At 65.5% G+C, this 12,150-nt stretch carries 12 protein-coding genes; 5 read left to right on the forward strand and 7 right to left on the reverse strand.

The features are described from left to right. Positions 1–27 precede the first annotated feature (27 nt). The 6 genes from ACIGJB_RS18755 to ACIGJB_RS18780 form a co-directional block, all read right to left on the reverse strand. Positions 28–1,095 carry a maleylacetate reductase gene (locus ACIGJB_RS18755; RefSeq protein WP_483733806.1) on the reverse strand — a complete coding sequence of 356 codons (1,068 nt, stop codon included), beginning with the start codon at positions 1,093–1,095 and terminating at the stop codon, positions 28–30. Positions 1,096–1,135: 40 nt separating this feature from the next. Next, positions 1,136–2,116: a SphA family protein gene (locus tag ACIGJB_RS18760; RefSeq protein WP_483733807.1), complete on the reverse strand. Its 981-nt coding sequence runs from the start codon at positions 2,114–2,116 to the stop codon at positions 1,136–1,138. A gap of 92 nt (positions 2,117–2,208) precedes the next feature. After that, complete coding sequence (locus tag ACIGJB_RS18765; protein WP_483733808.1) at positions 2,209–3,039, reverse strand: intradiol ring-cleavage dioxygenase; 831 nt, start codon at positions 3,037–3,039, stop codon at positions 2,209–2,211. A gap of 17 nt (positions 3,040–3,056) precedes the next feature. After that, positions 3,057–3,647, reverse strand: coding sequence for a malonic semialdehyde reductase (locus tag ACIGJB_RS18770; RefSeq protein WP_483733809.1), 591 nt, complete (start codon positions 3,645–3,647; stop codon positions 3,057–3,059). Between the two features lie 62 nt (positions 3,648–3,709). Further along, on the reverse strand, positions 3,710–5,263 hold the full coding sequence (tcpA, locus tag ACIGJB_RS18775; protein WP_483733810.1) for a 3,5,6-trichloro-2-pyridinol monooxygenase TcpA: 1,554 nt from the start codon (positions 5,261–5,263) through the stop codon (positions 3,710–3,712). Between the two features lie 101 nt (positions 5,264–5,364). Then, on the reverse strand, positions 5,365–5,916 hold the full coding sequence (locus ACIGJB_RS18780; protein ID WP_483733811.1) for a flavin reductase: 552 nt from the start codon (positions 5,914–5,916) through the stop codon (positions 5,365–5,367). A 149-nt stretch (positions 5,917–6,065) separates the two neighbouring features. Here ACIGJB_RS18780 and ACIGJB_RS18785 point away from each other — a divergent pair, with 149 nt between their 5' ends. Both ACIGJB_RS18785 and ACIGJB_RS18790 read left to right on the forward strand, forming a co-directional pair. Continuing rightward, positions 6,066–7,034 (forward strand): LysR family transcriptional regulator, encoded by a 969-nt coding sequence (locus ACIGJB_RS18785; RefSeq protein WP_483733812.1) that lies wholly within the window; start codon positions 6,066–6,068, stop codon positions 7,032–7,034. 94 nt (positions 7,035–7,128) lie between these two features. Further along, positions 7,129–8,001 carry an FAD synthetase family protein gene (locus ACIGJB_RS18790; RefSeq protein WP_483733813.1) on the forward strand — a complete coding sequence of 291 codons (873 nt, stop codon included), beginning with the start codon at positions 7,129–7,131 and terminating at the stop codon, positions 7,999–8,001. Between the two features lie 54 nt (positions 8,002–8,055). Here the strand turns inward: ACIGJB_RS18790 and ACIGJB_RS18795 are convergent, their stop codons facing one another. Beyond that, on the reverse strand, positions 8,056–8,979 hold the full coding sequence (locus ACIGJB_RS18795) for a LysR family transcriptional regulator (RefSeq protein WP_483733814.1): 924 nt from the start codon (positions 8,977–8,979) through the stop codon (positions 8,056–8,058). A gap of 101 nt (positions 8,980–9,080) precedes the next feature. On the opposite strand from ACIGJB_RS18795, the gene ACIGJB_RS18800 reads away from it, so the two are divergent. From ACIGJB_RS18800 to leuD, 3 genes are read left to right on the forward strand one after another with little or no spacing between them, the layout of a single operon-like run. Further along, entirely contained in the window at positions 9,081–10,055 is a 975-nt protein-coding gene (locus tag ACIGJB_RS18800; RefSeq protein ID WP_483733815.1) for a tripartite tricarboxylate transporter substrate binding protein, read from the forward strand. 31 nt (positions 10,056–10,086) lie between these two features. Beyond that, positions 10,087–11,505 (forward strand): 3-isopropylmalate dehydratase large subunit, encoded by a 1,419-nt coding sequence (gene leuC / locus ACIGJB_RS18805; RefSeq protein ID WP_483733816.1) that lies wholly within the window; start codon positions 10,087–10,089, stop codon positions 11,503–11,505. Further along, on the forward strand, positions 11,498–12,142 hold the full coding sequence (leuD, locus tag ACIGJB_RS18810) for a 3-isopropylmalate dehydratase small subunit (protein WP_483733817.1): 645 nt from the start codon (positions 11,498–11,500) through the stop codon (positions 12,140–12,142). Before leuC ends, leuD begins: the two co-directional genes overlap by 8 nt. Positions 12,143–12,150 lie beyond the last annotated feature (8 nt).

Genomic DNA, 12,150 nt, shown 5'->3' on the forward strand with positions numbered 1-12,150 from the left:
GTAGTTGCCGCGGAGCGGTGACGCGCATCATGCCGGGCGCCGGCCCTCCCAGGCGTTTTGCAGGAGTTCGCGGATCGCCACGGCTTCGAGTGGCCGCGGATTCGGGTACTGGTTGCGCAAGGTGATTTCACACGCCTTGTCGAGGTCATCCTCCCGCATGCCGATCTGCTGCAACGCGAGCGGGGCACCCGTCGTGCGTGCAAGATCGAACGCGCCTTGTGCCGCACCCTCTGCACCAATGGCCTGCGCGATGGCGCTCATGGCGCCCGGTGCCGCCCTGGCGTTGTAGGCCAGCGCGTGCGGCAGGATGATGGTGTGCGTTTCCGCATGCGGCAGGTTGAAGCTGCCGCCGAGCGTATGGCAGAGCTTGTGATGCAGGGCCACGCCTACGCTGCCGAGCACGGCACCGCACAACCACGCACCATACAGAGCTTGCGCGCGCGCCTCGCGCAGCGCGGCGGTATCGCGCCCGGATACCAGCACCGGAAGCGCCGCCGCGATCGCACGTATTCCTTCCTTCGCCATCAGGTCCGAGACCGGATTGCGGTCATGCGCGTACAAGCCCTCGGCGGCGTGGGCCAGCGCGTTGATGCCACTGGTGACGCTGACCGCAACCGGCAGAGAGTAAGTGAGTTCCGGGTCGTAGATGACGGTGCGCGGCAGCACTTTCGCATCGGTGCCTGTGCGCTTGAGGCCGGCATCGGTGAGGCCATAGATCGCGGTCATCTCGGAGCCGGCATAAGTAGTCGGGATCGCCAGCACCGGCAGGCTCATCTCGAGGGCGATGGCCTTGGCCAGCCCCGTGGTCGAGCCGCCGCCGATCGCCACCACGCTGTCGGCGCCAAGCTCGAATGCCGTGGCACAGGCAGCGCGCGCCGTCTCGACCGGAACGTGCATCGCGGCACGGTCAAAGATACCGATCGCGCGAGCGCCAAGCAGGCCCGCCACGCGTTCCGCCAGCGGGCGCTGCTCGGGTGTACTGAGCACCAGGGCGCTGGATGCGCCCAGCGTATCGATCTCCTTGCCGACCTGCGCGATGGTGCCGGCGCCGAAGACAACGCGTTGTGCCCGGGCGGAATACTGAAATGGGTTCATCGTGGTTTTCCAATGCTGTTCGGGGGCGATTCAAGGCCGGTCAGAACGACACGCGGCCCATGGCCCAGATCCGGTTGCCTTCGGGGCGGTTGCGTGCGCCGAACTCGAACTGCCCCTTGAGCGAGAAGCTGATCTTGTCGGTGAGCTGGAAGCAGATATCCGGCCCCAGCGCTGTGACGCGGCCCCGGTTGCCGTTGCCGTTGACGCGCACGCCGTCCTGCGTGTCGTTGGTGGTCTGAATGTAGTAATAGCCGTTCAGGCCGAGCGTCAGTCTTGGCGTGACGTGGTAGCCAGCACTGAACTCGATGGTGGCTTCGTCGCCGGACCGATACTTGGTTGCCTGGTTGCGCGTGTTGAAGCCGTAGCGGAACTTGGCGCTGATGTCGACATTGCGGGTCGGGAACCAGGTGAACGCGTAGCTCGGCGCAATCTGGTAGTAGTTGCGGCCGATATTGACCGGGTCATGGACATCGTAGGCGCCGGTCTTCAGGTGGAACTCGATGCCAGCGATCTGGTGAAACGAGCCGCTGTGCCAGCCGAGCATGACGGGGGCCAGCGTCATGTCCGCCAGGCCGGTCTTGTTGCCGCCTTTGCCGAGTGGAGGCAGGGGTGCTGGCCGGGCAACGGACATGTCCAGATTCGCCGACACGATGGGCACCACCACGCGCGTTTCCAGGTTCGCACCCAGTACCTTCACGCCGGGCCACACATAGGAAAGCCGTGGCGCCAGTGCATCGAGCTGCAGGTGGAAGCTGGCCAGCTTCGGGTTGTCGTGGCCGGCATTGTCCCTGGAGCTTCCCGCATCGTAATGCTGGTAGAACAGCAGCCAGTTGGCGCCCTCGGGCAGCATCAGGCCGGAATACAGATTGTCGACCCCGATGGGGTAGGAATTGCCGCCACCCTCGGTGGCGCGCGCCGGCACGCTAGCCGCTGCGCATGCGGCGACAAGCGCCAGCCGCCCGAACCGGACCGGCAGCGGTGCGCGGGTGCGCCACGCCTTCGTGCCATCTATCGAATCCATTTGCCACTCCGAAAGACCGCGTGATACACCGGGCGCGCTGGCGCGGTGCGCAATTTGAGCCGCGCCGCCCGCAAGGGCGGCGGGGGCCGGCACTAGCGGGCCGGATTGAGCACGAAGTCGAAGTCCAGCCGGTAGGTGCCATCGGCCAGGCGGACCCAGTCGCCGACCAGCGACTTGCGCACGCCGAACACGGCGTCCGAATCGAGATACTTGTCGCCGCGCCGGAAGACGTGCGTGACAAGGGTCTCGTAGCCAGGCGCCTTGATCATGAAGTGCAGGTGCGCAGGCCGCCAGGGATGTCGGCCCGTGGCGCGCAGCAACTCGCCAACGGGGCCATCGTCAGGAATCGGATAAGCCTGCGCGACGACAGTGCGGAAGTGGAAGCGGCCATCGCCGCCCGACTTCAGCACGCCGCGCCCCTGGGCCACTTCGAGCCCTTCGTACTGCACGTCATAGTGGCCGTCGGCGTCCGCCTGCCAGGCCTCCACCACGGCATCCGCAATCGGCTCGCCATCCAGCCCCGTGACGCGTCCATGGACCACGCAGGGCTCTCCCTTTGCGCCGTTCGCGAGATCCGCGCCGTGCTCATAGTGCGGCGCGCCCTCGACGTGGAAGGGGCCGAACACGGTCGACTCGGTGCAGCCGTCCGGCTTTTCGTGGTTCATCGCCACCGTCAGCATCGAGAGGCCCAGCACATCGCTGAGCAGGATGAACTCCTGGCGCTTGTCGTCGCACAGTTGCCCGGTGGCGGTAAGGAACCCGATCCCCCGCATCCATTCGCGCTCGGTCAACCTCACCTCGCGAGCGAAGTCGTGCAGGTGCCGCACCAGGCTGGTCATGATCGTCCTGGTGCGCGCATCCGGCGTATCGGCCAGGCGGGCAATGACGGCCTGGGTCAGGTTATTCTGGTCGTACTCTTGCATGGCGAGACTCCGGGCCATCAGGCGAGTTGGCAGGCCTGGTCGAACGACAGGCGTGGACTGCGGGCGAACACTTTTTCGGGGTCGCCATGGCCAAGGCCGCAGATAAAGTTCGAGCGGATGCTGGTGCCGGCAAAGAACGCCTGGTCGACGGCCTGGTTGTTGAAGCCCGACATCGGGCCGCAATCGAGGCCGACTGCGCGGGCCGCGGCGATGAGATAGCCGCCTTGCAGCGTGCCGTTGCGAAACGCGGTGGTGTTGGCGAATTCCACCTTCTCGTCGCCTTCGAACCATGCCTTGACCGCGGGGTTATGCGGGAACAGCTCCGGCAGGCGTTCGTAAAAGCGGGTGTCGTAGCCAACGATGGCGACCACCGGCGCGGCCATGGTCTTGTCGACGTTGCCGGGCGCCAGTGCCGGACGCAGTTTGGCCCGGCCTTCCTCGGTGCGCACGAACACCAGCCGGGCCGGCGAGCAGTTGACCGAGGTGGGGCCGAACTTCATCAGGTCATACACTTCCTGCAGCTTGCTGTCCGGCACCGGTGTCGGCAGCCAGCCATTCTGGCTACGCGCGCCGCGGAAGATCTTGTCGAGCAGTTCATGGGTTTGCATCTTGTACTCCTTGCATGGGTAAGGTGTCCCGGCCGGACGGAGCCGGCCGGAAGGTCAGCCGGTCAGACCGTCATCGTGCCGCTCAGGGCGAGCTTTTCCTGGTGGCGCGCGGAATCCAGTGCCTGGGCATAGCCCGCCGTGGCCTTGTATTCGCTCTCGTGGTCTTCGCCGAGTTCAATGCCGCAGACCTTGCGCGCGAGGGTGCCGTAGGGCCCTGCGCCAGAGAACTCGGCGCGTTGCATGGTGAGCATGCGGATGGCCTGCAGCGGGGTGCCGTTGAAGTTCTCGAAGACGAACAGGCGGTTGCCCCAGTCGGTCAGGAACAGGTCGCGGATCACGCGGCCGATCTTCACGCGGTCGTGCGGCTTGCCGACCGGGCCGCTGTTCATGCGCTCGAACCAGCCATTAAGCGCCTGGTCGTTCCACTGGTCTTCGCTGGCAAAGATCAGCGCGCTGCGTCCGGAGAGGTCGACCAGCTCGTAGATCATCTCCGAGAAATTTTCGAGGTAAAGCGCGCGGCCGAAGTCATAGATCAGGATGTTCGGCTTGTAGGCGCCCCCGGGCGTATGGAAGCCCAGTTCCTCGCTGGCGACGATGTGCGCGAGCATGGCCTGGTGGAAGCCGATCAGCTTGGCCACTCGGGTCTGCACGGCCGGGATCTTGTTGGTGCCGATATGCTCGGTGATCAGGATCGCCAGGCCCGCCATCAGTTCGGCACGCACCGACTGGCGGATCAGGGCGTGATAGTGCAGCCAGTCGAACACGCGCTGCGGGTAGAGCTTGGCGTGCTCGGGGTTGCCCAGGTGAAACACGTGCGACCACGGGATAAAGACGTTGTCGAACACGGTCATGCCGTCCAGCTCGTCGCCCTGCGAGGCCAGCGGGTGCTCGATGGGATCATCCTTCACCACGCTCTCGCGACAGACAATGGTCACGCCCGGGGTATTGACCGGCGTGGCGGCAAAGATGATCTGGTCGCCGGGGATGCCGGGCCGGAAAAACACGCCGATGTGGATCCAGTCCGCAAAGGCGACGCCCGTGCCGATCGCCTTGACCCCCGACACGACGATGCCCTTGTCGTTCTTCTCGATGACACGCAAGCCGGGCGAGCGCTGCTGCGCGTCCGGGTTGGAGCGGTCCATCTGGGGGTCGACGAACTGCGGCGCGCAGTTCAAATCGTGCTGCTTGGCGAAGTTGACGAAGTCTACGATGTTCTTCGCCTTGATTTTTCCTTCGGCACCGATCGTCTGCGTTTCCCACGGCGACGGGTCGTCGATGTAGGTCTGGAGCACGTAGTTGTTGACGTCCGGCGTGCGCGGGAACGAAGCGCCGGCCATTTCGCGCATGATGGTCTCGTGGTACTTGCGCTTGCGGCGCAGCTGCTCCTTGTCGAAGTGGCCGAACCACTGCATGGTGCGGCGTTCGCCGTCCGTGTCGACGAAGGTCATCACGTCCTGCAGGTCGGGACGATGGTGCAGGTCGTAGAAGTCGGCATGGCGCTGCGCGTAGTCCCGCGTCTTGGGGTGGGTCGCGACGTTGTCGATCTTCTCGTTGCCGACCCATACGTTGCGGCCGTCGTTGAGCGATTCCAGGTACTGCTTGCCAGTGCGAATCATCGCGGGTCTCCTTGGTGAGTTCTAGGGTGTGACAGTCCCTGCCCTGGAGGAGGGCATGCGGATACGGGATGAAAATCGGGTGTTGCGCCGAGCGGCGCGGATCAGGCTGCGACCGGCTGCGTAGTGGCGTAGCTGCGGCGGCAGTACACCAGTGGCGTGTCGTTGCGGCTTTCGGCGCCGGCGCTGCCGAATACCTGCGCGACGAAGACGCTGTGCGTGCCGATTTCGATCTGGTCGACCACCTTGCAGTCGAGGGCGACCATGGCGGCTTTGCTGTAGGGCGCGCCGGTGGCGAATACGCCCCAGCTGTCCGCGTCGAAGCGCTGCGCCATCGGCACCGCACCAGCCCCGGCGAACAGCTGCGATACGGCGGTCTGGCTGGCGTGCAGCCAGTTGATGCTGACCACGCCGTTGGACTTGATCACGCCGTTGGCGGCACTGCGGTGGTTGATGCAGAAGAGCACCGTGGGCGGCGAGTCGCTGACCGAACAGACCGCCGAGCAGGTGACGCCGGCGCGGCCACCGGCGCCGTCGGTAGCGATGACGGTCACCGCGGTGACGGCACGCGACAAGGCATCGCGGAAGCTGGCGGCATCGAAGGCGGCTTCCGCAACGCGGCTCGCGACGGCTGCGATGGATACGGCTGATGACATGGCAATCTCCTCCTGATAGGGCTTTCATCCTCGCGCTGCGACAAGGCGGAGAATGAAGTTTCGTCTCTGGATACCAGCTTTCTGATCTGCGTCAGCTGTGTGAAACTAGACTACAGCCGAGCCGGCCCGTTTGCTAATCACCTCGCGTCATGGACACTATTCCGCAGCGTCATGAAGACGAACTGAGCCTGAACCATCTGCTGGTGCTGGACGTTTTGCTGAGCGAACGCAGCCTCACCAAGGCGGCGCGCGTGCTCAACCTGACCCAGCCGGCGCTGAGCAAGACGCTGGCGCGCCTGCGCCAGTACTTCGGTGATCCGCTGTTCGTCCGCGTTGGCCTGCGCATGGAGCCGACACCCAAGGCGCTGGAGCTGGGCGAGCCGGTGCGGTCGATTCTCCGGAGCGTGCGTGCATTGCGCTCCGACCATGTCAGCTTTGATCCGCGCACCAGCCAGCGCAGCTTCAGCTTCTTCCTGCTCGATGCGGGCGCCTCGCAGATGCTGCCGCGGCTGCTGCGCCAACTGGCGGAGGAAGCGCCGGGCATCCAGGTGCAGGCAGTCAATGCCGACGCCACGCATCTCGACGTCTGGCTGGAGAATGGCCTGGTCGACCTGGCGATCGGCTCGTTCCCCACGCTGACACAGAGCATCCGCCGCCAACTGCTGTGGCACGAGGTCTACGGCGCCGTCGTGCGCAAGGACCATCCGCGGCTGGCGCAGCTTGGCGAGGCGCAGGTGTTCGTCGCCGAAAAGCATGTGCTGGTTTCCGCGGTCGGTACGGGCCATGAGCACCTCAGCGTCGAACGCGCCATCGAGGCCGCCGTGCCAAACACCAACATCATCTGCCGCGTGCCGAGTTTCGCGACTGCGGCCCTTATCGCCCGGCATTCGGACTCCGTGGCGATCCTGCCGCTGACGTTGGCGCGCGCGCTATGCGACGACCTGGGGCTGGCCGTGGTGGTGCCGCCGCTGACGCTGCCCGGCATGGACATCGCCCAGCACTGGCACGATCGCGTGCACCGTGAGCCGGGCAACCAGTGGATCCGGGCGCTGGTGCACAGGCTGTTCGCACGCCACGAGGCGATGGCGGGCGCGGTTGCGGGGGCGGACATCGGGTAATGAGCGCTGGTTATAGTCCTCATGAAGGCAAGGGATTGGCGTCCCGGGCCGTCGACTCCTAGCATGGGGCTCATGACAAGAGGAGGAGACCACCATGCAAGTGACAAGAGGGGCCGCGCCGCTGCGGCTGGCCGCATCCGTAGTTTCGATCGGCACGTTCGACGGCGTGCACCGCGGGCACCGCGCTGTGTTGGCAGAGCTGCGCGCTGCCGGGCGTGCGCTTGGGCTGCCGACCGTATTGCTGACGTTTGACCCGCATCCACGCGCCTTCCTGCAACCGCAGAGCGCGCCGCGCATGATCTCCACCGTGGATGACCGTATCGCGCTGCTGACGGACAGCAACGCCGTCGACCACTGCCTGGTGCTGCCGTTCGACCGCGCCCTCAGCGAAGCCAATGCGGAAGACTTTGTGCGTGGATGGCTGCTTGAGCGCCTGGGCATGCGGCGGCTCGTCGTGGGGGCGAATTTCCGCTGCGGGCGGGGCCGGCAAGGTGATATCGATTATCTCGGGCAGCTTGGCGAAGCGAATGGATATACCGTCGACCCCGTGCCATTGCGGGCCACCGATGCAGCGGTCCGCTGTTCCTCCACGGAGGCGCGTCGCCTGATCCAGAGCGGCGACGTGCGCGCCGCGGCGGCATTGCTGGCGCGCCCGCACGAGATCCGAGCCAAGGTGGTGGCCAGGGCGCCAGCGCGCGCCAGCGGCGCGGCGCAGATCCGTCTTCCGGAGGGCATTTGCCTGCCGCCCGCGGGTCAATATGCCGGCGCGGTCAGCGTTCAGGCTGGCACCGGACGCTGGAGCCGGGCGCTAGTGCACCTGAGCGAAACCGACGGCATGGGGCGGGTGTTCAGCGACGCCGGGTTTGCGCCCATGCCGGGCAGCGCGGTGTCGGTACGCTTCTTCGGCGTGGCGGAGGCGAAGCGGGTGGCTCCGGTCGGACGGTGGCGATCCGACGCACGGGAGTAGGGCACGGCTGCGCATCGTTGTCATGGCGCCGTGCCACGTGCCGGCCTTCTGTCCCTACCACCCGCCATCGCCGCCTGGCTTTTCCTGTCGATGGCACGCAAAGCGATCGAGCAGAAAGTCGACGAGCACTTTCACCCGGTCTGACCGGGTCTTGCCGGCGCCGTAGACCAGATAGATATCGGCCGGCGTGAACTGCCACTGTGGCAGCACCCTGCACAGGGCGCCGGTCCGCAACGGTTCCGCGATATCCCATTCGGACCGCACCACGAGCCCTTGTCCTTCAAGCGCCCAGACCACCGCCGATTCGCCGTCGTTCGTGCTCATGGGGCCGCGCACCTTGACGGTCTCCTGCTGCGAGCCGTTGCGCATGTGCCAGGTGCCGAAGGTTTCGTCCGCCTCCCGGATGAAGATGCAGCTGTGCCGGGCGAGGTCGCGCGGACTGCCGGGCAGGCCCGCCCGCGCCAGGTAGGACGGTGCGGCGCAGAGCAGCCGCCGGTTGTTGGCGAGCAGCCGCGCGGTAAGCCGCACATCGGGCATTTCGCCAAAATGCACGACTGCATCCAGGCCCATTTCGGTCAGGTTCAACGGCCGCTCGCTGAGGTGGAGCTGGATTTCGATCTTCGGGAACGCCCTGGAGAACGCTGCCAGCGCAGGCGCGATATGGCGACGTCCAAAGCCCAGCGTTGCGCCGATCTTCAACAGCCCATGCGGCGTGCTGCTGCTGCCGCCCACCGACCGCTCCAGCGTCTCCAGCTCGGCAAGGATGCGCGCACCCTCGACCAGATAGTTCTCCCCTTCGGCCGTCAGGCTGATGCGCCGGGTCGTCCGGTTCAACAGCCTGACGCCGAGGCGCGACTCAAGGGCGAGCAGGCGCTTGCTGACCGCCGATGGCGTCACCCCAAGCTCCTGCGCCGCTGCGGCCAGGCTCCCTTGCTTGTTGATCGCCATGAAGAAGGCGACGTCGGAGAAGCTGTCCATTCATGAATGCCAGGCAATAAAGAATGGATTTTGCCTAAATTATGATTCTGAAGGCAAGTGCTACGATTCCTCGGACAAAAATCAGTTCAAGGAGACACCCCATGAGCCTTGCCCGACTTGCCGCGTTCGCCGCTTGTGCCGCCGCTTATGCAGCCATGCTGGGAACCGCATCGGCGCAGTCGTATCCGCAGCGCCCGGTTCGCCTGATCGTGCCTTACGCGCCCGGCGGCAGTGCCGATATCGCCGCCCGGCTTGTGTCGGATGTGTGGTCGAAGAACCTGGGCGGCACCATCGTCGTCGAGAACCGCGCTGGCGCGGGCGGCAATATTGGCGTGGACGCGGTAGCCAAGTCGCCGGCCGACGGCTACACCATCGGCCTGCAGACGGTTTCGCTGGCCATCAATCCCGGCCTGTTCCCGCGCATGCCATACGACACGCTCAAGGACCTGGCGCCGATTGGCATGGTGGCCGGCTCGCAGCATGTGCTGGTCATCAACAACAAGGTCCCGGCGAAAAACCTGCAGGAGCTGATCGCTCTTGCCAAGACGAAGCCGGATAAGCTGACCTATGGCTCCGCCGGCAATGGCAGCACGTTCCACATGTCCGCCGAGTTGTTCAAGTCGGTGGCCAATGTATCGATCGTCCACGTGCCCTATCGTGGCGGCGGCCCGGCCCTGGTCGACACGATTGCCGGCCAGGTCGACATGAGCTTTCCCGTAGTGTCCGCCGCGCAGCAGCATGTGCTTGCCGGCAAACTCACCGCGCTCGCCGTCACGGGTTCGAAGCGCTCGGCGCTGTTGCCGAACGTGCCGACCGCGGCCGAAGCGGGCCTGCCGGGCTACAACTTCGAAACGTGGTTCATGGTATTCGCGCCGGCCGGCACGCCCAGGCCGGTGATCGACAAGCTGAACGCCGCCCTGAACGCCACGCTCACGGCGCAGGCGACCCGGGACCGGATGCTGAAGGAAGGCTTCGAACCCACGCCCACCACGCCCGACGCGGCGCGCAAACGGCTCGAGAAGGAGATGCCGATGTGGGCCGATTTGATCAGGCAGCGCGGCATCACCGCCGAATGATTGCCGAACGATTGCACAACAGGTAGCAGCGATGTCCCCACGAACTCTGTACCACAAGCTGGTCGACGCCCACACCGTCACCCGGCTCGACGACGATAACGTCCTGCTGTACTGCGACTTGCACTTGATGAACGAGTACACGAGTCCGCAGGCCTTTGCCGGGTTGCACGAGCAGGACCGCGGCGTGTTGATGCCGGGGCAGAACGTCAGCGTCGTCAGCCACATCATCCCGACGCATCCGACGAAGATCCGCGTGATCGCGGACCCTGCCTCGTCGCTGCAGGCGACGAACCTGCGCGCCAACTGCGAGAAGCACGGCATCCCGCTGTTCGATACCAACGATACGCTGCAAGGCATCGAGCACGTCATCGCGCCCGAGCACGGCATGATCCGTCCGGGCATGGTGGTGATCTGCGGCGACAGCCACACCACCACCTACGGCGCGCTGGGCGCGTTGGGCTTTGGCATCGGCACGTCGGAAGTCGAGCACGTGCTGGCTACGCAGACGCTGGTCTACCGCATGGCCAGGACCATGCGCATCCGCGTGGACGGCAAGCTCCCGGCCGGCACGACGGCCAAGGACCTGATCCTCATGATCATCGGCAGGATCGGCGCGCAGGGGGCACGCGGCTACGTGGTGGAATACTGCGGCTCGGCCATCCGCGATCTCAGCGTCGAGGCGCGTTTCACGCTTTGCAACATGACGGTGGAAGCGGCCGCGCGCGGCGCGCTGATTGCGCCGGACGCGGTGTCGACCGATTACGTCTTGCGCCGCGCGCCGGACATGGCCGATGCCCAGCGCTCAGCGGCCCTGGCGTACTGGCAGACGCTGAAGAGCGACCCGGACGCGGCATACGACCTCGAGTTCGCGTTCGACGCCGGCGATATCGAGCCCTATGTGACCTGGGGCACCAGTCCCGACCAGGTGGTGCCGGTGTCAGGACGTATCCCGTTCGCGGAGGACCAGATCGACGAGGCTGACAAGCGCGCAGTCGAGCGCGCACTCTCCTATACGCGCCTCTCGCCCGGCTCGGTGCTTGAAGGCACCGCCATCCAGCATGTCTTCATCGGCTCCTGCACGAACGGCCGGATCGAAGATCTCCGGGCGGTTGCTGGCGTCGTGCGCGGCAAGCGGGTGGCCAGCGGCGTGCGGGCGATGGTCGTGCCGGGGTCCGGCGCGGTGAAGGCCCAGGCCGAGCGCGAGGGGATTGCGGAAATCCTGATCGCGGCGGGGTTTGAATGGAGGCAGCCTGGCTGTTCCATGTGCCTGGCCATGAACGATGATGTGCTGGCGGATGGCATCCGTTGCGCATCGACCACCAATCGAAATTTCGAAGGCAGGCAGGGGCGTGGCGCCATGACGCACCTGATGAGCCCGGCCATGGCTGCAGCCGCTGCCATCACCGGCAAGATTACCGACGTCCGCAAGCTGGAGATCGCCAATGTCTGAGTACGCCCGCATCACCGGCAAGGCGGCCGCCATCCGCTTCGAGAACCTCGACACCGACCAGATCATCCCGAAGCAGTTTCTTCGCGGCATTGACAAGGCAGGCCTCGACAAGGGGATTCTGTACGACCATCGCTTCGATGGAAACGGCAATCCGCGCGCGGACTTTGTATTGAATCGTCCCGAGTACGCGGGCACGAGCATCCTGGTCGGCGGCGCCAATTTCGGTTGCGGGTCGAGCCGCGAGCATGCCGTCTGGGGGCTGCAGCAATTCGGCATCCAGGCCGTGATTGCGCCGAGCTATGGAGAGATTTTCTACTCCAATGCGATGAACAACCGCTTGCTGCTGGTGATGCTGCCGCGCGATGTCATCGAGGCGCTGATGGATGCGGCGGATGCGGATAGCGGAAACACGATCCACATCGATGTGGAGACCTTGCGCGTGAAGACCCCCGTGGGCGAGCATCCGTTCCAGTTGTCCGAGCGGCACCGCCGCATGTTTATCGAAGGCCTCGACATGATTGGTCTTTCGCTGAAGCACCGCGACGAGATTGAAGCGTTCGCGGACAAGTACTGGTCGGCATTTCCCTGGACCAAAAACGTCGCGCGCCGCACCCGCGACCGCCTCGGCGCGACCTGAAGCCGCGC

It is taken from the genome of Cupriavidus sp. C2SS-8b (genome assembly GCF_057073745.1).